Genomic DNA, 24,391 nt, shown 5'->3' on the forward strand with positions numbered 1-24,391 from the left:
AGACAGTGGCAACCCGAGCACAGAGCGGGATGATCCCATCGATCAGTCGATGGCGTAAATCACGGAAACTGCGCAATTTTGGCACGTTTGGCCTGGTTCTCATGGGGCCTGTTCTGGCGCTGGCCACTTACCTTGTCATCGGTCCTTTCGATCTTGGCGCCACTGCACCGACTTTGCGGCTGATTCTGTTGGCCGATCTCGTATACGTTCTGGTTGTCGCTGCACTTGTGCTTGGGCAGGTTGGCAGCTTGATTGCCGCACGTCGGGCCAAGTCGGCGGGTTCGCGCCTGCATTTGCGCCTGATCGGGGCGTTTACTCTGCTGGCGCTGGTTCCAACCGTGACCGTGGCGATTTTTGCCGGATTGACCGTCAATATCGGCCTTGAGGGCTGGTTCTCCGACCGCGTGCGTCAGGTTGTTGGGTCTTCGCTGACCGCGGCAGAAGCGTATGAACTGGAACACCGCCGAGGGTTAACGCAAGACGCGTCTGTTCTTGCGCGATATCTGGATAATGCACGATCGCTGGACTTCTATATCTCCGACGCTGAACTGCGCGAAGTTCTGGCGCAGGGGCAAGCTCAGATTCAACGGGGGCTGCGCGAAGCCTATGTCATCGACGGTGGTGGCGAAATCAAATCGCGCGGGGACCGGTCCTACCTGTTCAACTACGAAGCCCCAACCCCCGAGCAGATTGCAGAAGCCACCGACAAGGGCCTGCTGATCATCGCCGACTGGCCCAACAACGAGTTCCGCGCGCTGGTTCCTCTGAAGGCTTATCTGGATCGCTATCTCTATGTCAGCCGCGAGGTGGATGGGCAGTTGTTGACGCTGCTGGACGATACCAAGGAAACGGCACAGTTCTATCAGCAACTGGAAAGCGAACGGGGCAGGGTGCTGTTCGAGTTCGGCCTGTTGTATCTGGGCTTTGCGTTGATCCTGATCCTTGCGGCAATGTCCCTGGGCATGTGGTTTGCGGAACGGCTGTCGCGTCCCGTGGGGCGGTTGACCACCGCGGCGCAGCGGGTTGGGGCCGGTGATCTGAGCGTCCAGGTGATTGAAGAGGCCAGCGACGACGAAATCGCGATGCTGGGCCGGTATTTCAACCAGATGACCCGGCAGTTGAAAGGACAGCGCGATACGCTGTTGGAGAACACGCGGCAAATTGAAAGCCGGCGCCGTCTGTTCGATTCGGTGCTCAGCTCGGTCACTTCGGGTGTCGTTGGGGTGGACCCGGAAGGATGCATTACATTCGTGAACCGTTCGGCCGAGCGGTTGCTGGATTGGACCGGGGGCGAGCAGCATCTGGCCATCGGCATTGCGGTGCCGGAATTTCTGCCCCTGTTCGAAAGTTTGAAGGACAGCGGGCAAGAGGCCGTTCAGGGCGAAATCAAAGTGACCCGCAAGGGACGGCTTGAGAACCTGTTGGTCCGCATGGCCATCCGTCGCGGAGAAGATGGCGGCCTGGAAGGTTATGTGGTTGCCTTCGATGACGTCACCGATCTGGTCAGCGCCCAACGGATGGCGGCCTGGGGTGACGTGGCCCGCCGCATCGCGCATGAGATCAAGAACCCTCTGACCCCGATCCAGCTGAGCGCGGAACGGATCAAGCGCAAGTTCTCGCGCAAACTAGACGAGGAAGACAGCAGCAGCCTGGATTCGATGACCAACGTGATTGTGCGGCAGACCAACGACCTGCGTCGCATCGTGGATGAATTCTCGAAATTTGCACGGATGCCTGAACCTGAACGCAGGGAAGAAAACCTTGTTGATCTGGTGCATGAGGCGGTCCTGCTGCAACAGGCCGGGCAGCCGGATGTGCAGATTGATGCCGATCTGCCACAACAGCCCATCATGGCTGATGTGGATGCAACCATGCTGAATCAGGCGCTTACCAACCTCATCAAGAATGCCGGGGAAGCCATTGTAACCCTTAAGGAAAAAGGGGCGCCCGACATCCTTCAGCCACAGATCAAAGTGACAGTTACCAGTGATGATGCGGGTACGGTCATAACCATTGCAGACAACGGGATCGGCCTGCCCGAGGATCGGGCACGGCTGTTTGAGCCCTATGTAACGACACGTGACGAAGGGACCGGGCTGGGCCTGCCCATCGTCAAGAAGATCATTGAAGAGCATGGCGGCGCGCTGACCCTCGAGGATGCGCCCGTGTTTGACGGACAGGACCATTTTGGCGCGATGGCCGTGATCCGATTGCCGGGGGTTACTGTGTCCCAAACGGCAGCGCCACAGAAGCAGGCAATTAGAACCAACAAACTGAAAGCAGGCCAAAGATGAGTGACATTCTGATCGTAGATGATGAGCGCGATATTCGCGAGCTGGTGTCCGACATTCTGGAGGACGAAGGCTATTCAACCCGGCTGGCGGCCAACTCGGACGAGTGCATGGCGTCAATCAACTCTGAACCGCCGGGGTTGTTGATCCTGGATATCTGGCTGAAAGACAGCCGCATGGATGGCATCGACATCCTGAAAGCGGTGAAACGCGACAACCCGGATGTGCCGGTGGTGATCATTTCGGGCCACGGCAACATTGAAATTGCCGTCGCCGCAATCAAGCAGGGCGCCTATGATTTTATCGAAAAGCCGTTCAACATAGACCAGTTGATGGTGGTGATCCGCCGCGCGATGGAGACCTCTCGCCTGCGTCGCGAGAATGCGTCTCTGAAGCGGAAAGAAGTCAATAATTCCGACATGATCGGCAAATCCGCCGCGTTCCGCGCCATGCAGGGGCAGTTGGACAAGGTGACCAAGTCGAATGGCCGCGTGATGCTCAGCGGCCCAGCTGGGTCAGGCAAAGAGATTGCAGCACGGTACATCCATGCCCATTCAAATCGCGCCAACGCGCCATTTGTCACGGTAAACTGCGCCGGGATCGAACCCGAACGTGTGGAAGAGGTGCTGTTTGGCCGGGAATCGGCAGAACGCGGCGTGGAATCGGGTTTGCTGGAAGAGGCGCATGGAGGCGTGGTCTATTTTGACGAAGTTGCCGACATGCCCCTTGGGACACAATCAAAAATCCTGCGGGTGCTGGTGGACCAGCAGTTCCAGCGTGTCGGTGGCAGTGACAAGGTGCGCGTGGACCTTCGCGTGATCTCGTCAACAAGCAAGGATCTTGACGAAGAAATCGCGGCTGAACGGTTCCGGGAAGAGCTGTACCACCGTCTGAACGTCGTCCCGATTGCCGTGCCGTCACTGGAAGATCGGCGCGAAGATATCCCGGTTCTGGCGCAGCACTTTATTGAGATGTGCAACGAAACTCAGGGTTTGCCGATCAGGGAACTTTCGGAAGAGGCTGTCGCGCTGTTGCAGACGATGACCTGGCCCGGCAACGTGCGCCAGCTCAAAAACCTGATCGAGCGGGTTCTGATCCTTGGCGATGGCTCCGGCCCGATTGAGGCGCGTGAGTTGCCCAACGAGGAAGAAAAGGCAGAAGATTCAGGTCGTGTCGTGTTGTCTGGCGCATTGGCCACCTTGCCGTTGCGCGAAGCCCGCGAGGCGTTCGAGCGAGAGTATCTGCTGACACAGATCAACCGGTTTGGCGGCAATATCAGCCGCACGGCCAGCTTTGTAGGCATGGAACGCAGCGCCCTGCATCGGAAATTGAAATCTCTGGGCGTGGTGACTTCGAACAAATCCGGTGCGCGCGTGGCGCAAATCGATGAACCCGAACCGGCAGAATAATCTGCCGGTCGCACGGCCTCAGCCGGCCTGACCAGGCGTTATGATCTGAAATGAGCCGTCATCGAATTTTACAAAACACGACGCGCTGTTGAGTGGTGGCAAAGTGGTTGTTCGCGTTGCGGGCACGCGTGATTTTACGTTCTGCTTGCATGGCGGCAGGCTTACGGGTCGAAACCCTTTCTGGGCCATGCATTGCGCTTCGACCGTGTTGCGCAGGCCCTGATTCACATCCACGGTATAAACACGGCCGGGCTGCCACCAGCCGGGTGATCGATAGCAATGACCCCTGCCATCGCAATATGTACGCCCCGGCCAGTAGGTTGGCGGGCTTTGGCGGATCTGATTGGCTACCGGCACCTCTTTGACCGCCTTCAGCTGGCACTGAGTGGTCTCTTTTTGCAGGCGCGATACGGTTTCACCTTCGCGGTAGTAAAGCGAAAGTGGTCCGCAAGAAATCAGCACCATCAAAGGTAACAGCATGGGAAACAGCGTTTTCATGTGCTTATCTTGCCGCAGCCGGGCTGCGATGACAATTCAATTGACCGCTCTGGGGGCATCTGTCATTCAATCCTTTCAGGCAGAAGGGCCAGAAGCATGAAGGTCATTATTTGCGGTGCGGGTCAGGTCGGCTGGCAGATCGCGCGGCATCTTTCGGGCGAGCTGAACGATGTTACCGTCGTGGACAACAATCCCGACCTCGTAAGGCGGGCGACTGAAACGCTTGATGTGCAGGGGATCGCCGGGTTTGCAAGTTATCCGGACGTGCTGGAGCGGGCAGGGGCCCGTGACGCTGACATGATCATTGCCGCCACCCATTCGGATGAGGTGAACATGGTCACCTGCCAGATGGCGCATTCGGTCTTTTCGATCCAGCGCAAGATCGCGCGCCTGCGGTCGAAATCCTACCTCGAGGCGATCCACTCGGATCTGTACCGTCGTGATCATCTGCCGATTGATGTGGTGATCAGCCCCGAACGCGAAGTTGCCGCCGCCGCCATGCGCCGCCTGTCCGCCCCATCCGCCTTTGACACCGAGATTTTCATGGACGGCAAGGCGCAGCTGCTTGGGGTGCGGGTGGAAGAGGATTGCCCGATCGTGAATACACCGTTGCGGCAGCTGACGGATCTGTTCTCGACCCTCAGTTCCATCGTGGTTGGGGTGCGGCGCGAAGGCACGCTGTTCGCTCCCGAATCCGAGGATCAGCTGTTCGTGGGCGATGAATGCTATGTCTTTACCAACGTCAAGGACGTGGATCGCACCATGGAGGTGTTCGGCAAGGCGCAGAAGCGGCAGGATCGCGTGGTGATCGTGGGCGGCGGAAATGTCGGGCTGGAAGTGGCCAGAACGCTGGAAGAACGCGAAAGCCGCGTGCGGGCCAAGATCATCGAACGCGACCGCCATTGCGCTGAACTTGCCGCCGAAGCTCTGGAACGGACGATCGTGCTGCATGGCGACGGGCTGGATGCCGGGTTGCTGAGCGAAGCGGGGATCGAGCGGGCCGATGCGATGCTGGCAGTTACGGATGACGACCGTACGAACATGCTGGCTGCGGTGCGTGCCAAGGCCGAAGGCTGCGCTCTGGCGATTGCATTGATCAACGATCCCAGCATGGTGGCCCTGATGGGGCCTTTGGGGATCGATGCCTATATCAACCCGCGGGCCACGACCGTCAGCTCGATCCTGCGGCACATCCGGCATGGACGGGTGCGTCAGGTCTATTCCATAGGGGACGCCGAGGCCGAGGTGATCGAGGCCGAGGTTCTGTCAACCTCGCCTATGGCCGGGCAACGTCTGCGCGATATCGACTTTCCCGAGGGGGTGCTTGTGGGCGCGGTCCGCAAGGGAGACGAGGTTTTGCGACCGACAGGCAGCCTGCGGATCGATGAAAAAGATGTGGTCGCAATCTTTGCCATGGCCAAGGACGTACCAGAGGTTGAACGCCTGATGCAGGTTTCAATCGATTTCTTCTGATGGCGCATGCAGGGACACAACAGGTTGGATTGTTGCGGCGGTTGCCGTTGTTCCTGCTGATCTGGGGCATTGCATCCCTGACCATGTGGATTCCAGCGATCTATGCGTTGGCTCTGGACGATCACGACACGTCACGATCCTTTCTGTATTCCGGGATCCTGGGCTTGTTTCTGGTTGCCACCATCGCGATGGCGTCCTCCAACCGCATACCCCGGCGCGGCACGTTGGGGCAGCTGGCGGTGATGCTGGCCTGTTTCACGCTGCTACCCATCTTTCTGGCGATCCCATTTCACGACGCACTTGGAACGACCACCTTTCTGAACGCCTATTTCGATATGGTCAGCTCTCTGACGACCACGGGGGCGGACCTGTTTCCAGATCCGGCCCGCCTGACGGCCCCGTTGCATTTGTGGCGCGCCATGGTCGGTTGGATGGGCGGCCTGCTGATGTGGATCGCCGCTGCGGCGATCCTTGCGCCGCTGTCGCTTGGTGGGTTCGAGGTCACTGCCAAAGGCCAGCCGGGGCGCCCGGTGTCAGGGGTGGCACAGAGCGAGCGCGTGGACCCGCGAGGCCGTCTGATCCGTGTCGCCAGGACCCTGACGCCAGTCTATGTCGGGCTGACGACCGTGATCTGGGTTCTTCTTCTGATCGCCGGTGAAGTCGGTCTGACGGCCGTGTGCCATGCGATGGCAGTGATGGCCACGTCCGGAATCTCTCCGGTCGGCGGCATGGAAGGGGCGCAGGCCGGGTTTACGGGCGAAGCCATCTTGTTTCTGTTCCTGTTCTTTGCTCTCTCGCGTCTGACTTTTTCGAAGGATACCGCGACAACAGGCTATTCCCGTCTGGATACGGACCCAGAGTTTCGCATTGGTCTGATGATTGTCCTTGCTGTCGCAATCCTGTTGTTCTTCCGGGTTGTCGCGGGCGTGACGGAAATCGGTGGTCAAATGGAACCAATGCAGGCGTTGCAAGTCATCTGGGGGATGCTGTTCACCGTTCTGGCTTTCCTGACGACGGCCGGATTCGAAAGCGCGAACTGGAACGACGCACAGCAACTGTCGGGTTTGGGAACGCCCGGTTTGCTGTTGATGGGGCTGGCACTGATCGGCGGCGGGGTCGCGACGACGGCCGGAGGGGTCAAGTTGTTGCGGGTCTTCGCGCTGTATCTGAATGGCGCACGAGAGATCGACCGCCTGATCTATCCCTCGTCCGTCAGCGGTGCAGGGGGTGGCAATCGCCGCATTCAAAGCGACGGGGCGTTCATCGCCTGGATCTTTCTGATGCTTTTTGCGCTGACCCTTGCGGTCTTCAACCTATTGCTTGCGGCGATGGGGTCCGGGTTCGAACAAGCCATGGTGCTCAGCGTGGCCACGCTCAGTACGACGGGGCCGTTGATCGAGTTGGCCACCGACGTACCAATTCGACTGATCGATCTTTCTGCTGGCGCCAAGCTGACGCTGTGCGCGGCCATGGTCATCGGGCGTCTGGAAACGCTGGCGATCATCGCCCTGATCACCCCGTCGCTTTGGCGGGATTGAGCCGGGCACATCATGCGGCGGCTAACGCCTGATTTTTCATCTGGAATATCTGTGCGTAGCACTCCATACTCTGCCGGAGGGAGCGCGTTGGTCCGCAGCGCGTAGCAAGAACAATGGCGAGATTATAAAAATATGGCTTCGGACAGACAGAATCTTCAGGATGCCTTCCTGAACAATGTACGGAAAGCTAAGGTTCCGGTCACGATTTTCCTGATCAACGGTGTGAAATTGCAGGGTGTCATCACCTGGTTCGACAATTTCTGCGTATTGTTGCGCCGCGACGGACAGTCGCAGCTGGTCTACAAACACGCGATTTCGACCATCATGCCGTCACAGCCGATCAACCTGTATGAGGGCGAAGACGCCTCTTGATGGAACATGAGCGGGCGCACACCCGGGCCTGGGTGCTGCATCCCGAAATCAAATCAGACGAACAGCGCCGTGTCCCCGAACCGGCGCTGGAAGAGGCGGTGGCACTGGCCGCCGCATTGCCCGATCTGGACGTGATCGGGTCAGAAGTCGTGCGACTTCAACGCGCGCAGGCCGGGTATTTGTTCGGCAGCGGCAAGATTGAAGAACTTGGCGAGCGTTTTCGCGACAACGAGGTTGAACTGGTTCTGATCGACGGGCCGGTGACCCCGGTGCAACAGCGCAATCTGGAAAAGGCGTGGAAGGTCAAGATCCTCGATCGGACCGGCTTGATCCTTGAGATTTTCAGCGATCGCGCCCGCACGCGGGAAGGCGTGTTGCAGGTCGAGATGGCCGCGCTCAGCTATCAGCGGACGCGGCTGGTACGGGCGTGGACCCACCTTGAACGTCAGCGCGGTGGTTTGGGATTTGTCGGCGGACCCGGCGAAACCCAGATCGAAGCCGACCGCCGCGCCATTGACGAACAACTGGTGCGCTTGCGGCGGCAGTTGCAGAAGGTGGTCAAGACCCGGACACTGCACCGGGCCGCCCGGGCCAAGGTGCCTTATCCAATCGTCGCACTCGTGGGCTACACAAACGCGGGTAAATCCACGCTGTTCAATCACCTGACCGGGGCCGAAGTGATGGCCAAGGACATGCTGTTCGCCACGCTGGACCCGACCATGCGCCGCGTACAGTTGCCCGACGGCCCCGAAGTGATCCTGTCGGACACGGTGGGCTTTATCTCGAACCTCCCGACCGAGCTTGTGGCGGCATTCCGGGCCACGCTGGAAGAAGTCCTGGGGGCCGACCTGATCGTCCATGTGCGTGATATCAGCCACGCGGAAACAGAGGCGCAGGCGCAGGATGTCGAGGCGATCCTGACCTCGCTGGGCGTCGACGAAGAGAGGCCCCGGCTTGAGGTCTGGAACAAGATAGACCTGCTGAGCGCCGATGAGCGCGAGGCGACGCTGGCGCGGGCGGACCGAGATCCTGAGATATTCGCGATTTCGGCTGTAACCGGGGAAGGCATCGCGCCGTTGCTGTCCGAGATCGCGATGCATCTGCAAGGTGCACGGCGTGAGGCGGTATTGGATCTGTCTTTCTCGGACGGGGACAAGCGGGCCTGGTTGTTCCGCCAGGATGTGGTGCGTACAGAAGAACAGACCGATGACGGTTTCCGCATCACGGTATTGTGGACCGACAAACAGGCGGCTCAGTTTGACTCGTTGTAGATCTGGCGACGGGGCTGTTCATGTCTGACAAGCCGGACCAAAGAGTGTTCCTGACCGGCCATATCGATGTGCCTGCGAACCGGCTGGAAGAGGTGCGCGCGGCGTTGCCGGACCATGTGAAACTGACCCGTGCGGAACCGGGCTGCATATCCTTCGACGTGATCGAGGATCAGACCTGTCCGGGTCGGTTCAACGTGTCAGAAGTGTTTGCGGATCAGCAGGCTTTCGATGCACATCAGGCCCGGACACGGGCGTCTGACTGGTCGCGGGTCACTCAGGGGATACCGCGGGACTACAGGATGGAACGCGCATCCGGCAGACGGTGAGTCAGGCCCCGTCTATTTGCCGTTGATGGTCGTCCGCGTCGAACCAGCCCGATGATGATTGTACAAGGTAATCTGACGTCAGTTCCCACTCTTCCCAGCCGCGCGCTATGACGTGATTGCCGGTTACGGAATGGTGCCCTTCGCGGGTCCAGACGAATATGGCATGAGATCCGGCCCATCGCATCATGTCGCAACGCAGCTCGAGATCCGGAAAATCCGCGTAAAAACTCCGGGCCATGTCGGCGATCGCCGCGCGCCCCTCGATCGGGTCGCCCCGGTTGATGGTGACCTGCCCGTTTGACGCGAAGAAGCCGGCAACCGCGTCGGGGTCACCTGAGCTCCAGGCTATTGCGTAGTCTCGCGCGAGGTTATTCAGAGTATCCCGAATGCTGGCCATACTCGCCCCCTTTTGGTCCCACATGATCGGTGCCGTTATGTTAGGCGAATAAAGCTGTGGGTGCCACGATGCCCCCGCGAACAGGGCGGGGACTTGCCGAATAGGCGGATTATCGCGGGATCAGATTGGTTACCCCGACAGCCGCGGCGCGGGCCAGATCAAGATCCAGTGACATGGGTATGTATTCGCCACGCCGCCACAGCTGCGCCTGATCGTCATAGTAACGCGACAGGAAATGACCCGATTGCCCGGTCGCTGTAATGAAGACCGAGCTGTTGGGGTCGGCAAAGTCATAAACCCCGCGATACCCGGCGCCGTGCACATTCTGGAACGGATCAGGCCCTTCCCCCGATGTTCGACCACGCAGCAATGTGTTGTCGCCGCCGCTGGTCGATTGGCGAATGTTCACAAAAAACCGCAATATCGGGACAGAGCCCAGCACGGGGTGATCATGAGTTGCCTGATGCGCGTCGCCCCAACGAAGGGATTCAAGCGCGCTGCCATATCGTTCAGAGATCCAGATCAGCGCGTCGTCCAGCGCAAGCCGCGCCATTTCGGTGCATGTCTCGACCGGTGCGCTTTGGATCACGTCGCACCAGACACCCGCGCCGTCAATGTCGCGATAGACCCGTTCGATGAACAGCGGTTCGACATGTTTGTATTCGCTGGCCAGAGGCCCAAGCTCGTCCGAGATCAGCCGGATTTGCAGCGCACGCAGCCAGGCCGCATAGATCAACGGCTCGGGCAGGTGTTCGTTCATCTCACCGTTCCAGTCCGCAAGCAGCGACAGCGCGATCTGGCGCTGGCGTTCCGGTGTTCCTTCGGGGGCCGAAGCCCCGGTGAACCAAAGATCGGCACCGATCAGCGGCAGCAGGGACCGCGCGGTAAAGCTGACAGTGTCCAGCTGTGCCTCGATAAAACTGTCGCGGGTATGCACCTCGCGCGATTGCATCAGGCGCTCCCAACGATGCACGCGCTGCGTATCGCCCCATTCATACGAGACGTGATCCGGGAACGGGCGGTCGATGATCTTGTTGTTCGTGTTGCCCAGAACGCCGCCGACGGGGGCCACGAATTCCGGGTTGTCGGCATAGGGCAGGCGGCCTTGCCAGCGATTGGCCTCGATCCAGCCGGGCGAGGGGATGCGCCCCCGGCTTTGGTTTAGCGGATCACGCCGCGGCATGGCGCCGATCAGCTTCATCCCGATTGTCGTCTTGTCGACCAGCGACAGGTTCTGAGAAGGCGCGATGAACTGCTCACCGACTGCGATGGCCTGTTCCACGTTGTCGGCGTTCATCAGCGCCATGGACGCCGACATCGACGTGTCCTGCGGGCTGAGCGCCGTCCAGGACAGCGATGCCACATGGCCCGGCGGCGTGATGGTTTCCAGCTTGTAATCCGTGCCCGGCAGCACCGGCCCATTGTCCGTCCAGCGCAGGGTCAGCGTTACCGGAGCTTCCCCCTTGATCTCGATGATCGAAGGGCGGGTCTGGAATTCCTTGAAGCCGGTCGGGGTCAGGTATTCCTCGGGATTGTCAGGATTCAGCTGCTCGATATGAACGTCCTGATCGTCAAGATACGAGGATGTAAGCCCCCATCCCAGCCGGTCGCTGCGTCCGGTCATGATGGCGGGCACACCAGGGATCGAGGCCCCGATGACACCGCCTTTTTCGAGGCCGAGATGTGCCAGGTACCAAATCCCGGGCGCAGTGAAACCCAAATGAGGGTCGTTGGCCAACAGAGTCCCGCCACTTGCAGAACGTGACGGCGCGGCGGTCCAGGCGTTAGAAGCTCCGGCCAGACCACGTTTGGGAAGGGGTGAAAGAGGTGTTTCGGGAATGTCCGTTCCCGCCACATAACGCGGAAGATCTGGGAACAGGGTGGCATATTCGGGCAGCGCGGCAATGCCGGGTCCGGGAACGTCGGGCAGGATGTCGGCCAGACGTTCTGGGTTGTTCAGCATCAAGGACGTGCGCGCGCGCAGAACTTCATCGGTCAGGTGGCCTGACAGTTGCAGCGCCATCAGCTTGATTATTGCGATACTGTCACCCGGTTGCCAGGGCGAGACCGGAGCGTTGAACAGGAACATCTCGGGTGCGCCGCGACCCAGCGCCTCTTCGTTGATCTCGGTCAGGCGGGCATTGACCCCGGCGGAATAGGCGCGCAAGGCGGCCTTGGTATAATCGTCCTGCACCTCGACTGATCGGTGGGCCAGCCCGTAAAGGTCCAACCTGCGCAGCAGCTTGTCGATGTGAAGCGTGCGCGGGCCAAAGACCTCGGACAGACGGCCTTGCGCGGTACGGCGCATGACCGTCATCTGCCACAGTCGATCCTGTGCGTGGGCATATCCCAATCCAAAGAACACATCGGGATCGGTCTGGCCCAGAATATGCGGTACGTTGGCGGTGTCGCGTACGATCTCGACCGGGGCGGTCAGACCTTCGACCTCAAGCGTTTGGTCATAGTCCGGCAGGGATTGGCTGGCCAGAAAATAGACAAGGCCCATGGCGGCGAGGATCAGGATGATCAGACCCGACGCGATGCGCACCAGCCAGCGGAAAACAAGACCCATTACTGCCCCTATTCTTGTTCAGATGAATGTAGCGCAGAGACTAGAGGATGGTCGGTCTAACCGAAAGAGGAACGCGGCAAGAACCTGCGCGGGAAGGGTTGTAATCAAATGCCCCGCCGCAGTGTTGTGCTGCGACGGGGCCGTGTGTGGGGGAAGTGGTAATCCGGGTTATGGGATGATGCGGGTGTATTTCGTACCTTCGACGGTCGCGCCGAATTTAAGACCGGCCTGGCCAAAGACCACCGCCAGCACCGGCGAACGCAGTGTTGTCGTGTCCGTGGACAAGGAATTCCCAGTTGCGTCAACTACATATCCAATGTCAGCACCGGCTGTCCATCCGCTGGAACGGCGGAAATCGTTCAGCGCATCTTCGGTCATGAAGAACAGGATATGCGCATATTGCTGCGCACCGATTTGCAGACCTGCGGTTCCTGAAATTGCAGAATAGTAATCGACCGTGGCGCCGTTGATGCGCAGCGCGCCTTGGCCGTAGGCACCGCCAAAGAAGATCAATCCGGCGTCGGTGATCAGGGGCATAACCAACATGCCGTTGGCTTTGTTTGCGATTTCCACGGTGTTGGGATACCGGGTGTACATTTCGGTCAGCGTGGCATCGACGCGGGCGTCGATCGTGGCCGAGTTTGAATTGCCGACGCCGTTGCCGCAGGCGGCGGTCAGGGACAGGCCTGCCATGCCCAAGGCAAAGCCGCGACGGTTCAGTCGGGGGGAGTTGGAACTGCTCATGGTTTTTTCTCTGTAACTGTGCCTGATGTGTCGGGTGATCCCGATCTTGCCGGCAAGGATACGCCGATTACGGCGTTGTGTCACGGGAAAGCTGCCCGCTCAAGGGGGCTTGTCGGCGAAAAGTTGCGACTCTTCGGGGTTTTAGCCCTGTAGGATGCGGGCAACCTGAGGCGAGAAATAGGTCAGAATACCGTCGCACCCGGCGCGCTTGAAGGCCAGCAGGCTTTCCAGCATCGCCTTTTCTCCGTCGATCCAGCCATTCTGGGCGGCCGCCTGGATCATCGCGTATTCTCCCGAAACCTGATAGGCATAGGTGGGCGCACCAAAGCTGTCTTTCACACGACGGCAGATATCCAGATAGGGCATTCCGGGTTTGATCATCACCATGTCCGCGCCTTCGGTCAGATCGCGTTCGATCAGGCGCAGGGCTTCGTTCGAGTTGGCCGGGTCCATCTGATAGGTTTTCTTGTCACCGGTCAGCGCGCCCGAGGCGCCGACGGCGTCGCGGAAGGGGCCGTAAAAAGCGCTGGCGTATTTCGCGGCATAGCTGAGGATCATCACGTTGTGATGCCCGGCACCTTCCAATGCGCGGCGCATTTCCCCGATCCGGCCGTCCATCATGTCAGACGGTCCGATGATGTCGGCACCGGCATCGGCCTGGGCAAGGGTCATCTTGACCAACGCTTCGATGGTCTGATCATTCACGATCTCTCCGTCGACGACATAGCCGTCATGACCATTGATATTGTACGGGTCCAGCGCCACGTCCGTCATCACCGCAATGTCGGGGGCTGCCGCCTTGATCGCCCGGATGGCCCGGTTCGACAGGTTGTCGGGGTTCCAGGCCTCGGCGCAATCCTCGGTCTTGAGCGCGGAATCCGTGTAGGGAAAGATGCATATCGCCGGGATTCCAAGCGCTTGTGCTTCGACGGCCGCTTTTGCAATCAGATCCACCGACCGGCGCACCACGCCCGGCATCGAGGGAACGGGTTCTTCAACCCCTTCGCCGTCGCGGACGAAAACGGGCCAGATCAGGTCGTCCGTGGTCAAGGTGTTCTCGCGCACAAGTCCGCGGATTGCCCGGGATTGACGGGCACGCCGAAAGCGGGTCATGGGATAGGGGGCAATGGTCGGTTTCATGGTGCGTTCTCCTTGAACATTCGTGCATTGGGTGGCATGAATTCACAAAGGTCTCAAGGGTATCAATGGACGCGGCAGCGTGGCCAATCCTCCCTGAGTGGTTTGAATAAAGGGTTGGGTTTGGACTGGTACTCTTCGATCTTTGAAGTCATCGACATGCGCAGCTTTTCGAATCTCTGGTTCTGGATCGTGCTGGCGGTTGTCTGGTCTTCGGCGAGTCACTGGGTAATGGGCATTCCCTACGATCTGGTGGTGCGTGCCCGACGCATTGGCGGGCAGGTCGAGATCGACCTACTGGACATCGTTCGCATACACACCAACCGGATCTTGTTGATCGTCGACATGTCAGGCACCATCCTGTTGGCCTTCGGGTGTTTTCTGTTCACCGGGCTGGCCACGCTTGGGTTCTATTACGGCGTCGAGTTCGCGCAGGCCGTGTTCCTTCTTCTGTTTCCACTGACGCTTGTTCTGGTGGTGAACATCGTGCACGCGCGACGATTGCGGCGGCAGGAACTGACGCTCGAGTCCGTTTCGAAAACCATTGCGCGCTGCCGGCTCTATACCCAGATCATAGGCATGATCTCGATACTGGTCACTTCGTTCTGGGGCATGTATCAGAACATCTCGATTGGCGTTCTGGGATAGCAAAATCTGAAAGGCGAGGCGATGAAGGCTCCGAACCACGTGACAGTTGGCGGCGCCCCCGAAGGGTTTGACGCGCAGCTTGTGCTGAACGAAATCGCCCGCAGCAACGGGCCGGTGGCCCATGTCGCACGTGACGACAAGCGGATGGAGGCGATGCGCGCGGCACTGGCCTTCTTTGCCCCCGACATGCCGGTCTTCGTGTTTCCGGGCTGGGATTGTCTGCCTTATGACCGGGTGTCACCCAACGCCGACATTTCAGCGGCCCGCGTTGCGACGCTGGCGGCGCTGGTTCACCAGATGCCGCAGAAATTCGTGTTGTTGACGACATTGAATGCGGCAACCCAACGCGTCCCGGCACGAGACGTGCTGCGCGAAGCTGCGTTCACCGCCCGTGTCGATCAGCGCATAGATGAGGCCGCGCTACGCAACTTCCTGGTGCGCATGGGCTTCACGCAAAGCCCCACCGTGATGGAGCCAGGCGATTACGCCATTCGCGGCGGTATCATCGACATCTTCCCGCCGGGTGAATCGGGCCCAGTCCGTCTGGACCTGTTCGGAGACGTACTGGACGGCGCGCGCCGTTTTGATCCCGTGTCTCAGCGCACGACCGAAAAGCTGGACGTGGTTGAACTTGCGCCGGTGTCCGAGGTCATTCTGGATGATGCGGCCATCACGCGGTTCCGCCAGAACTATCGGATCGAATTCGGCGCCGCGGGCACGGATGATCCGCTCTACGAAGCGGTAAGCGCCGGTCGCAAGCATCAGGGTATCGAACATTGGCTGCCCTTCTTCCACGAGAAGCTTGAAACACTGTTTGATTATCTGCCGAATGCCACGATCACCGTCGATGATCAGGTTACACCGGCCAGACTGGCCCGATGGGAGACGATTGCCGATCAATACGAAACCCGGCGTCTGGCGCTGGAAAACCGATCCCGCATGGATACGGTCTATAAACCCACACCTCCGGGGCTGCTGTATCTGGATGATGCCGCGTGGGAGGCGGCTGTTGCGGATCGGCGCATCATGCAGTTCAGTCCTTTGCCGCAGGCCTCGGGACCGGGTGTCATCGATGCCGGTGGGCGGATTGGGCGCAACTTTGCTCCGGAACGTCAGCAGGAAAGCATCAGCCTGTTCGGTGCTTTGGCCAGCCACATCAGCGCCAAGCTTGACAAAGGTCCGGTGCTGATCGCGTCCTATTCAGAAGGTGCGCGCGAACGTCTGACTGGCCTGATCGAGGATGAAGGTCTGGCCGAGGCGATTCCCATTGCCAATGGAACGCGCATCGGAAAGCGCGGCCTGCACCTTGCCGTCTGGGCGCTGGAACACGGTTTTGAGACGCCAGACCTGACGGTGATCGCCGAACAGGACGTTCTGGGCGACAGGCTGATCCGCCAACCCAAAAAACGCCGCAAGGCCGAGAATTTCCTGACCGAGACCCAATCACTGAGCCCCGGTGATCTGGTGGTGCATGTGGATCACGGCATTGGTCGTTATATAGGGATGGAGGTCGTCACGGCCGCCGGTGCCGCCCATGAATGCCTGCTGCTGGAATATGCCGAGCAGGCAAAGTTGTACCTACCGGTCGAAAACATCGAACTGCTGTCGAAATACGGCCATGACGAAGGGCTCTTGGATCGACTCGGCGGTGGCGCCTGGCAGGCCAAGAAGGCCAAGCTGAAAGAGCGCATTCGCGAGATGGCGGACAAGCTCATCCGCATCGCGGCGGAACGTGCTTTGCGTAAAGCCCCCGTGATGGACCCACCGCCGCACGCGTGGGAGGAGTTCAGCGCGCGTTTCCCCTATCAGGAAACCGATGACCAGTTGCGCGCCATCTCGGATGTGATGGAAGACATGCATTCTGGTGCCCCCATGGATCGCCTGATCTGTGGCGACGTCGGCTTTGGCAAGACCGAGGTTGCGATGCGTGCCGCCTTTGTCGCGGCCATGTCCGGCGTGCAGGTTGCGGTCGTGGCTCCGACAACACTGCTTGCCCGACAGCACGCTGCAAGCTTCAGGGAACGGTTCCGCGGCTTCCCTCTGGAAGTGCGGCAATTGTCGCGCTTCGTCTCGGCCAAAGAGGCGCAGCAGACACGTGAGGGGCTGGCCAAGGGCACGGTCGATATCGTGATCGGGACCCATGCGCTGTTGGCCAAGAACATACGGTTTCACAATCTGGGTCTACTGGTCATCGACGAAGAACAACATTTCGGCGTGGGACACAAGGAACGGCTGAAGCAACTGCGCAGTGACATCCATGTTCTCACCCTGACCGCAACCCCGATTCCGCGAACCTTGCAATTGTCGCTGACCGGGGTGCGCGATCTGTCGATCATCGGCACACCGCCCATCGACCGCTTGGCGATCAGAACCTATGTCAGCGAATTCGACGCGGTCACGATCCGAGAGGCGCTGCTGCGCGAACACTATCGCGGCGGGCAGAGTTTCTACGTGGTTCCGCGCATCTCGGACCTGCCCGAGATCGAGGAGTTCCTGAAAAACCAGTTGCCGGAACTGACCTATGTTGTTGCACATGGCCAGATGGCGGCGGGTGAACTCGATGACCGAATGAATGCGTTTTATGACGGTAAGTATGATGTGCTGCTGGCGACGACAATTGTGGAAAGCGGTTTGGACATTCCAACGGCGAACACGATGGTCGTGCACCGCGCCGATATGTTCGGTCTTGCGCAGCTCTACCAGATCCGGGGCCGGGTGGGGCGGTCCAAAACCCGGGCCTATGCCTATCTGACCACCAAGCCACGGCAGAAACTGACAGCTACGGCCGAGAAACGTCTGCGGGTTCTGGGCTCGCTGGACACGCTGGGCGCCGGGTTCACGCTGGCGTCTCAAGACCTCGATATTCGCGGCGCAGGTAACCTGCTGGGTGAGGAACAATCCGGTCAGATGCGCGACGTGGGCTATGAGCTTTATCAATCGATGCTGGAAGAAGCGATTGCCAAGATCAAGGCGGGCGAGATGGAGGGGCTGTCGGATGCTGACGATCAATGGGCCCCGCAGATCAATCTGGGCGTCCCGGTTCTGATCCCCGAGGACTATGTACCCGATCTGGACGTGCGTCTGGGTCTCTATCGACGTCTGTCGTCGCTGTCGACCAAGGTTGAGCTGGAAGGTTTTGCCGCAGAATTGATCGACCGTTTCGGCAAATTGCCGAAAGAGGTGAATACTCTGATGCTGGTCGTGCGCATCAAGGCCATGTGCAAAAGGGCGGGCATCGCCAAACTGGACGGAGGCCCGAAAGGCGCGACGATCCAGTTCCACAACGACAAGTTCGCATCCCCTCAGGGATTGGTTGAATTCATTCAGAACCAGCGCGGCATGGCCAAGGTCAAGGATAACAAGATCGTCGTGCGCCGGGATTGGAAGAAAGACAGCGACAAGATCAAAGGGGCTTTTGCGATTGCCCGCGACCTTGCTGAAAAAGTGGTCGCGGAAAAGAAGAAGACCAAGGCTGGTTGATAGGCAGGATGGGGCTCTGCCCCCGATGCGCGTTCCGCGTATCTCCCCCGGGATATTTACGGCCAGATGAAGTCACGGATCCCAGCTTCATCTGGCTGAAAGTATCACCGCCGGAGGCATCGCGCGGCAGCGCGATCCCGCCTATACTTGCATTGCAGCCTGCGCGCAGAAGCAAGACGCTGCAACCGCCCGATCAGCACGGGCCAGAGCCAGATCCAGGCGTTGTTTGATCTGTCGGATTTCAACAACTTCCCCGCGGGCTTTGAGGCAATCGTACAACCCCTTCAGGCTCCAGACGTTGTCGGGATGGATCGAAGCGCGGCTGAGCGAGCCGCCAAGACCAAGATCTTCGCGATAGACGGCTTCTGCTTCTGCGCCATGACCTTGTTCGAACAGCAATGCGCCAAGCGCGTGGCGGGTGGGCTGCATCCAGCCCCAGGGCTCGTCATACGGCAGGGTGTCGTCCAGTTCGACCGAGCGGCGCAGATGGGCAAAGGCGATTTCGAAATTGCCCTTTCGGTACTCGATCTCACCGCGCAGCATCTCCCCCGCGATTTCCAGCAGGTCGATCACGCGATTGTTGTGCAACCGGCGTGTTTCCGGAACGCATTCCCTGGCTGCGAGAAACAGGTTCTCTTCCGCTTCGGCATGGACAACATCACCGGTTGCGGCATGTGCGATGGCGCGGGCGTAGTGGGTCGTTGCCGTCAGGGTGCGGTAGAGATCCGGATCGGAGGGCAGTTCCAGCGCCTTTGCCTCTTCCCAGCGGCCAAAGCGGATCAGGATGTGCGGCCCCATGGACATGTAGCTTTCGAAGTAATCCGCCATAGGGGGGCTTTCGATGCGCAGCATCTCCTCTGGTGTTGTATCCCACAAACCCTGATTGGCGCGCAGGGCAGGTTCGATCTGACCCAGAAACAGCGCGCCGTAGATGGCGAAGTGATAGTTGTGTTGGCGGTATCCGGTGTAGATATTGAACGCGCCTTCGCGTTCGTAATACTTCAGATCCGCATCCGAGGCTTTTTCGTTCCAGTGCACCACGTTGTGATAATGGCCGCACAGCACATCAATATGTGTCGGCATATGCACAAGGTGCCCCGCATCAGGCACCAATGTGCGCAGGACATCACCGGCTTTCAGAGCTTTTTCCGGCGTGGGCGACATCTCCATCAGGTGAACATAAAGGTGCAGCAGGCCGGGATGTGACATGGCGGCCGGATCGTTGGCCATGGCCCATTCCAACGCCTCTTGCGCTTCAAGCGTTGCTGCGCCTTCTGCCGGTTGACCTGTTTGCAGGTCCCACATTTTCCAGGGTGTCAGGTTCAAAAGCGCTTCGACGTAGATCGTGCGCAGGTCCGCATGATCGCGGTGCGCGGCGAAGGCTGCGCGCATCGCTTCGGCAAAATCGTGGTCCCATCGGTGCATGTCCTCTGCCGGCTCTCGTTGCGGATAGCGCGCAGGGAGGGCTCGGATCAGAGCTTGCTCGACAGGGGTACAGCCGTCTGCCAATCGAAGGGCGTTTTGCATGGCATCATAAGCCAGCGCCAGCGCCTTGCGGCGTCCCCGCTCGTCCTGCAAGTCCCATGGCAGGTTGTAATTCGGTCCCGCCGCGTAGGCGACGCCCCAATATGCCATGGCGCATTGGGGGTCATGTTCGGCTGCGCGCTGGAAACAAACCACGGCTTCTTCGTGATTGTACCCATAGGTCCAGTTCAGGCCGCGGTCGAACCACAGCTGAGCCTCGGGAACGGAGGTCGTTACCGGACAGGAATAGCTGCCCAGATCATAGTATTCACGCATCAGAAGCCCTCCGCTTGGTTCAGGTCGAGGGTAGCGTGATTCAGATGAGTCGCACAGATCAGGCTGGCAGACGTTCTTCAACGCGGCCCATGTGCAGCATAAGCCCGAAGGCCAGAATGCACATGCTCAGGATGCCGAAGGTCAAAGGCGCGATCGAACCGTCGAACAACAACCCGATCGGGGCGGCGATGGCAGCGGCCAGCACCGTCGATATCGATCCGATGACCGAGGCTGCCATTCCGGCAATATGTCCCATCGGCTCCATCGCGATGGCGTTCAGGTTGCCCAGTGTCACGCCGGCCATGAAAAACACCATGGTTTGCCAGAACACGAACAGCGCGAATGAAGCGTCTGGTGAAAGATGCGCGGCGTTCAGGGTCATGACAAAGGTGGTAATCAGGATTTGCCCCCCCAGCGCCCATGTCACCATCCGGCGCATGCCCACACGTACCACTAGTGCCGCATTCAGCAAACTGGCCGACCCGGACATCAGCGCCACGAACCCGAACCAGAACGGAAAGCTTTCGGCGCGGTCATGGATAACGTCATAAACGGGCTGAACCATTGTCAGCATGGTGAACAGCACCCCCATGCACAGGGTCTGAACCATGATCGAAAGGCGCACGGTCGGATGCGAGAACATTTCCTTCGTGGCCGAGAACATCAACGGAACGCGGAAGGGACGACGGTTTTCACGGGCCAGAGATTCCGGCAACCGAATGCCCATCCAGGAAATGATGATCAACGCAAACAGAATGAAAGACACAAAGATCCCGCGCCATCCGAACAAAGCGATCACACCGGCGCCCAGCATCGGTGCCGCCGCGGGTACCAACGTGAAAATCATCATCGCGATAGAGATGATCCGCGCCATTTCGCGGCCTGAATACAAGTCGCGAATGATCGCCATGGCCACCACGCGCGGACCTGCGGCGCCCAGGCCTTGAACCACACGTGCAATCAAGACCAGTTCCAGTGAAGAACTGGCCCATGCGACAGCAGACGCCGCAATGTACAAAGCCGCGCCGCCGTAAATGACCGGCTTGCGTCCCAGCGCATCCGAAAGCGGGCCTGTGAAAAACGTGCCGATCCCCATGCCCAACACAAATGACGTCAGGATCAGTTGGGCACGGTTAACGTCATCGGGACTGAGCTGCGCGCCGATCTCGGGCAGCGCAGGCAGCATGGAATCGATCGAAAAGGCGATGGTGGCGAACATCATTGCGATCAGCGCAATGAACTCCGCCTTCGACATGCGATTGGCCATGAAGAACTCCTAACCCGTTCGCGCTATCACGGCGGGCCGGCATAGGCCAGACTGGAATTTTGCACAGACCTCTGTGCTATTCTGCAGGGGAAGCCTCAAGTTGAGACATGATCTCGGCGATCACTTTCTCCCACATTTCAGGAGGTTGGGCACCGGGAACTGCATGTTGGTTCGCAACAATGAAGGTCGGGACCGAGCTCACGCCCATTTTGCGGGAATGGGCATCGCGGCTGCGGATATCTTCGCGGTCGGCGTCTGATTTCAGCAGCTTCATGACCACGGCGGCGTCCATTCCGGCGCTGTCTGCGATGTCGGCCAGCACCTCGTGGTCGCCGATGTCGCGACCCTGCACGAAATAGGCATCGAACAGCGCGTCGACGACGGCATTCTGCTTGCCTTCGATGCCAGCCCAATGGATCAGGCGATGCGCATCCAGCGTGTTGGGGGTGCGCTTCATGGCTTCGAAGTTGATGTTCAGACCGGCCTTTTCGGCATGTTCCACCACCGGCGCATAGGCGCGAACCGCGCCGTCCTTGCCGCCGAACTTGCGCTCGAGATATTCGCGCCGATCCATTCCCGCATCCGGCATGTCAGGATTCAACTGGAACGGATGCCATTCAATGACAAACGGGTGGTCGGGTACGTTGGCCAGTGCCTTGTCCAGTTGAGTCTTGCCGATATAGCACCACGGGCAGATCGGATCGGACAGGATGTCGAGCTTGACGGTCTGGGTCATTTTGTTGGTGCCTCGAAATAGGCCGGCAGCGCCCGGCGCAGGAGTTTGCCGTTTCCGCCGGTCGGCAGGGCGGGCAGATGGATAAAGGCGCGCGGTTGTTTGTAACGCGCCAGGTTGGCTTCGACATAGGTGCGCAAGGCCGCATCGTCCAGCTTTTCCGGGCCCGTATAGAAGGCCGCTATCACAAATGTGTCCGGTTTGACCTCAACCGCGGCGGCGCCGACCTGCGTGATGCCCGGAAAGCGGGACAGGGCGGCTTCGACCTCGACCGGGGACACGCGATAGCCACCCGCGTTCATCATATCGTCGTCGCGGCCCAGATAGCTGATCTGACCATCCACGGCCATGGCGCCCTGGTCGCCGGTCAGAAACCACTCTCCCTGCATCCGCGTTTCAACCTCATCGGGTGCGTTGAGATAGGTCAGCATCAAACCGGGGTCAGTGCGGTGAATGGCGATGGTGCCTTCTTGGCCCTTTGGCACCGGACCGTTCGGACCAAGGATCGCCACACGACGCCCCGGTTGCGGTTGTCCCAATGCGTCGCCGCGCGCGGGGTGATCCGGGCTGGAGGAAATGAAGGTAGAGCATTCGGACATGCCATAGGCTTCGAACAACTCGGTGCCGGTGGCCTTTCGCCATTTTTCGTGCAGCGCGCGCGACAGTTTCTCACCCGCGCACAAGCCGTGGCGCAGGTCTGGCAGCTCCATTCGATCGCACCCTTGCACCATCTTGCGAAAGACCCCGGGAGCCGCTGCAAAGATCGTTGCGCCATGCTGGCGCAGCAGGGCAGGCAGGGCCGTGATTTCGGTGCCGGGCGCGGGGATCAGGGCAGTTGCGCCCATGGTCCATGGATCCATCAGGCCGGTGCCCAGCGTATAGGTCCAGTTGAATGCTCCGGCGTGGCACAGCCGGTCGGTCTCGCGCAGGCCATACCAGCCATCGACCATCATCTGCCGCGCCCAGATTGCCCGGTGGGCATGGGCCACGGCACGAGGCTTGCCCGAGGTTCCAGAGGTATAGACGACATAGGCCATACGTTCCGGATCGCCCATGTCAAATTCTGCCGGGGGCAGGCATCGCATCGCTTTCAGCGCGTCCAGCCCGATCTGCTTGGAATGCGAGGCGCAGGCAACGCCTGGATCACGCAGAATCACAGCCGGAGAAAGCTCGTCGATCATTTTGGCGGTTTCGGGTTCCGTCAGTTGTGACGATGTCGGCACCGGCACGATGCCCACGGCAATTGCCCCAAGGTAGGCGATCGGGAAATCCACCGTGTTTCCCAGCCGCATCAGCGCGATATCACCGGGTTTCAACCCGGCCCGCAGCAATCCCGTGCCTGTGCCCAGCACAGCCGCTTTTAGATCGCGATAGGTCCAGTCCTGCGCGCCGTTCGGGCGCAGTATCGACAAAGCCACTTTATCCGGCACGTGATCGGCGCGGCCCAGAACATGAGCCGCCAGATTGAATGGCGTGGGGCAGGGTGCGGGCGACCCCTGATCGAAGATTGACAACATGGCCTCTGGCTATCGCGCCGCCTGCCGCGTTGCAAGCGTGGCTGGCCGGGCCTATAGAAGGGTCATGAGCACTCAAGATCCCAAATCTCTGATCCGAATTGCCCGCGACTCTGGCGACCATACCGAAGTCGAACCGCTGGACCTTGGCGCACGTGTGCGAGAGCTGCGCAAAGCGCGGGAATGGACATTGGAACAGGCCGCCAGTCAGGCCGGATTGGCACGCTCGACCCTCAGCAAGATTGAAAACGGGCAGATGTCGCCGACTTACGACGCGCTCAAGAAGCTTGCGACCGGGCTGGAGATTTCTGTTCCGCAACTGTTTACGCCGCCCCAGCGCGATCAGGTGATCGGACGCATGGCGATCACCCGTGTGGGCGACGGCACGGCTCATGCCACCACAACCTATGAGCATGAGCTGCTAGCCGAAACCCTGACCAAGAAACAGATGCTGCCCTATCGTGCGCGGGTCCGCGCAAGATCAATGGATGAATTTGACGGCTGGGTGCGCCATGACGGCGAAGAATTCATGTATGTGCTGACCGGTGTCGTCAAGCTTTACACCGAGTTTTACGAGCCGGTTGAGATGCGCAGAGGGGACAGCGCGTATTACGACGGCAGCATGGGCCACAACGTGATTTCCGTCAGTGATGAAGACGCGACGATCCTTTGGGTTACATCACTTGCCTAAAGCGGTTCTGCTGAATTCCCGGTTCAGCCCTTCGGTGAACAGGAAATCTTCGACCTCTTCATGCGCCTCATTCATCGTAAGTTGGTGACGTTCGGCCAAATAGGCTTCAAACCCTTTTCGATCCTTCAACACGCGCATCATGTCCTTGTCACGCAGGTTCGGAAAACGCCGCTTTGCGCGTTCGCATGCCGCATTCCAGTCGTTTGTAAGATCGGTCCAGTTCATCATCA

The 24,391-nt window shown here is 59.6% G+C and carries 20 protein-coding genes; 10 read left to right on the forward strand and 10 right to left on the reverse strand.

Features of this window, described 5'->3' with window-relative positions:
* The first annotated feature begins 29 nt into the window (after positions 1 to 29).
* Together GOW04_RS03280 and GOW04_RS03285 are read left to right on the forward strand one after the other, a co-directional pair.
* Positions 30 to 2,294: a PAS domain-containing sensor histidine kinase gene (locus GOW04_RS03280; RefSeq protein ID WP_171232034.1), complete on the forward strand. Its 2,265-nt coding sequence runs from the start codon at positions 30 to 32 to the stop codon at positions 2,292 to 2,294.
* On the forward strand, positions 2,291 to 3,700 hold the full coding sequence (locus tag GOW04_RS03285) for a sigma-54 dependent transcriptional regulator (RefSeq protein WP_152458151.1): 1,410 nt from the start codon (positions 2,291 to 2,293) through the stop codon (positions 3,698 to 3,700). The genes GOW04_RS03280 and GOW04_RS03285 overlap by 4 nt, the downstream gene beginning before the upstream one ends.
* Positions 3,701 to 3,718: 18 nt before the next feature.
* Here the strand turns inward: GOW04_RS03285 and GOW04_RS03290 are convergent, their stop codons facing one another.
* Positions 3,719 to 4,198 carry a hypothetical protein gene (locus GOW04_RS03290; protein WP_171231535.1) on the reverse strand — a complete coding sequence of 160 codons (480 nt, stop codon included), beginning with the start codon at positions 4,196 to 4,198 and terminating at the stop codon, positions 3,719 to 3,721.
* A 96-nt stretch (positions 4,199 to 4,294) separates the two neighbouring features.
* Here GOW04_RS03290 and trkA point away from each other — a divergent pair, with 96 nt between their 5' ends.
* The 5 genes from trkA to GOW04_RS03315 all read left to right on the forward strand — a co-directional run bounded on the left by trkA (position 4,295) and on the right by GOW04_RS03315 (position 9,178).
* The gene (trkA, locus tag GOW04_RS03295; protein ID WP_152458149.1) at positions 4,295 to 5,671 is read left to right on the forward strand and encodes a Trk system potassium transporter TrkA; all 1,377 of its coding nucleotides are present in this window, start codon (positions 4,295 to 4,297) and stop codon (positions 5,669 to 5,671) included.
* The gene (locus GOW04_RS03300) at positions 5,671 to 7,209 is read left to right on the forward strand and encodes a TrkH family potassium uptake protein (protein WP_171167880.1); all 1,539 of its coding nucleotides are present in this window, start codon (positions 5,671 to 5,673) and stop codon (positions 7,207 to 7,209) included. Before trkA ends, GOW04_RS03300 begins: the two co-directional genes overlap by 1 nt.
* A gap of 132 nt (positions 7,210 to 7,341) precedes the next feature.
* On the forward strand, positions 7,342 to 7,581 hold the full coding sequence (hfq, locus tag GOW04_RS03305) for an RNA chaperone Hfq (protein WP_005982826.1): 240 nt from the start codon (positions 7,342 to 7,344) through the stop codon (positions 7,579 to 7,581).
* Entirely contained in the window at positions 7,581 to 8,852 is a 1,272-nt protein-coding gene (hflX, locus tag GOW04_RS03310) for a GTPase HflX (RefSeq protein ID WP_171231536.1), read from the forward strand. Before hfq ends, hflX begins: the two co-directional genes overlap by 1 nt.
* 20 nt (positions 8,853 to 8,872) lie before the next feature.
* Positions 8,873 to 9,178 carry a putative quinol monooxygenase gene (locus GOW04_RS03315; RefSeq protein ID WP_171231537.1) on the forward strand — a complete coding sequence of 102 codons (306 nt, stop codon included), beginning with the start codon at positions 8,873 to 8,875 and terminating at the stop codon, positions 9,176 to 9,178.
* Position 9,179: 1 nt separating this feature from the next.
* Here the strand turns inward: GOW04_RS03315 and GOW04_RS03320 are convergent, their stop codons facing one another.
* The 4 genes from GOW04_RS03320 to hemB form a co-directional block, all read right to left on the reverse strand.
* Positions 9,180 to 9,575 carry a nuclear transport factor 2 family protein gene (locus tag GOW04_RS03320; protein ID WP_171231538.1) on the reverse strand — a complete coding sequence of 132 codons (396 nt, stop codon included), beginning with the start codon at positions 9,573 to 9,575 and terminating at the stop codon, positions 9,180 to 9,182.
* 109 nt (positions 9,576 to 9,684) lie between these two features.
* Positions 9,685 to 12,147: a penicillin acylase family protein gene (locus GOW04_RS03325; RefSeq protein ID WP_171231539.1), complete on the reverse strand. Its 2,463-nt coding sequence runs from the start codon at positions 12,145 to 12,147 to the stop codon at positions 9,685 to 9,687.
* A gap of 168 nt (positions 12,148 to 12,315) precedes the next feature.
* Complete coding sequence (locus tag GOW04_RS03330) at positions 12,316 to 12,891, reverse strand: YSC84-related protein (RefSeq protein WP_171231540.1); 576 nt, start codon at positions 12,889 to 12,891, stop codon at positions 12,316 to 12,318.
* Positions 12,892 to 13,032: 141 nt separating this feature from the next.
* Positions 13,033 to 14,031, reverse strand: a complete 999-nt coding sequence (hemB, locus tag GOW04_RS03335) for a porphobilinogen synthase (protein WP_171231541.1) — start codon at positions 14,029 to 14,031, stop codon at positions 13,033 to 13,035.
* 120 nt (positions 14,032 to 14,151) lie between these two features.
* On the opposite strand from hemB, the gene GOW04_RS03340 reads away from it, so the two are divergent.
* Both GOW04_RS03340 and mfd read left to right on the forward strand, forming a co-directional pair.
* Positions 14,152 to 14,676, forward strand: coding sequence for a component of SufBCD complex (locus GOW04_RS03340; protein WP_152458141.1), 525 nt, complete (start codon positions 14,152 to 14,154; stop codon positions 14,674 to 14,676).
* A 21-nt stretch (positions 14,677 to 14,697) separates the two neighbouring features.
* The gene (gene mfd / locus GOW04_RS03345) at positions 14,698 to 18,156 is read left to right on the forward strand and encodes a transcription-repair coupling factor (protein WP_171231542.1); all 3,459 of its coding nucleotides are present in this window, start codon (positions 14,698 to 14,700) and stop codon (positions 18,154 to 18,156) included.
* Positions 18,157 to 18,297: 141 nt separating this feature from the next.
* Here mfd and GOW04_RS03350 read toward each other — a convergent pair whose 3' ends face one another.
* The 4 genes from GOW04_RS03350 to GOW04_RS03365 form a co-directional block, all read right to left on the reverse strand.
* A complete protein-coding gene (locus GOW04_RS03350) occupies positions 18,298 to 19,956 on the reverse strand; it encodes a tetratricopeptide repeat protein (protein ID WP_171231543.1) in 1,659 nt (552 codons plus the stop codon).
* Positions 19,957 to 20,014: 58 nt separating this feature from the next.
* On the reverse strand, positions 20,015 to 21,223 hold the full coding sequence (locus GOW04_RS03355; protein ID WP_171231544.1) for a multidrug effflux MFS transporter: 1,209 nt from the start codon (positions 21,221 to 21,223) through the stop codon (positions 20,015 to 20,017).
* 76 nt (positions 21,224 to 21,299) lie between these two features.
* Positions 21,300 to 21,959: a DsbA family oxidoreductase gene (locus GOW04_RS03360; protein WP_152458137.1), complete on the reverse strand. Its 660-nt coding sequence runs from the start codon at positions 21,957 to 21,959 to the stop codon at positions 21,300 to 21,302.
* Positions 21,956 to 23,473 (reverse strand): class I adenylate-forming enzyme family protein, encoded by a 1,518-nt coding sequence (locus GOW04_RS03365; RefSeq protein ID WP_171231545.1) that lies wholly within the window; start codon positions 23,471 to 23,473, stop codon positions 21,956 to 21,958. Before GOW04_RS03365 ends, GOW04_RS03360 begins: the two co-directional genes overlap by 4 nt.
* A 64-nt stretch (positions 23,474 to 23,537) precedes the next feature.
* Between GOW04_RS03365 and GOW04_RS03370 the strand changes: the two genes are divergently transcribed.
* Positions 23,538 to 24,161, forward strand: a complete 624-nt coding sequence (locus GOW04_RS03370) for a helix-turn-helix domain-containing protein (protein ID WP_171167898.1) — start codon at positions 23,538 to 23,540, stop codon at positions 24,159 to 24,161.
* On the opposite strand, the gene GOW04_RS03375 is transcribed toward GOW04_RS03370, so the two are convergent.
* Positions 24,150 to 24,389, reverse strand: coding sequence for a hypothetical protein (locus GOW04_RS03375; protein WP_170344111.1), 240 nt, complete (start codon positions 24,387 to 24,389; stop codon positions 24,150 to 24,152). The genes GOW04_RS03370 and GOW04_RS03375 overlap by 12 nt on opposite strands.
* Between the last annotated feature and the right edge of the window lie 2 nt (positions 24,390 to 24,391).

It is taken from the genome of Ruegeria sp. HKCCA4812, assembly GCF_013034245.1.
Taxonomy (GTDB): Bacteria; Pseudomonadota; Alphaproteobacteria; order Rhodobacterales; family Rhodobacteraceae; genus Ruegeria.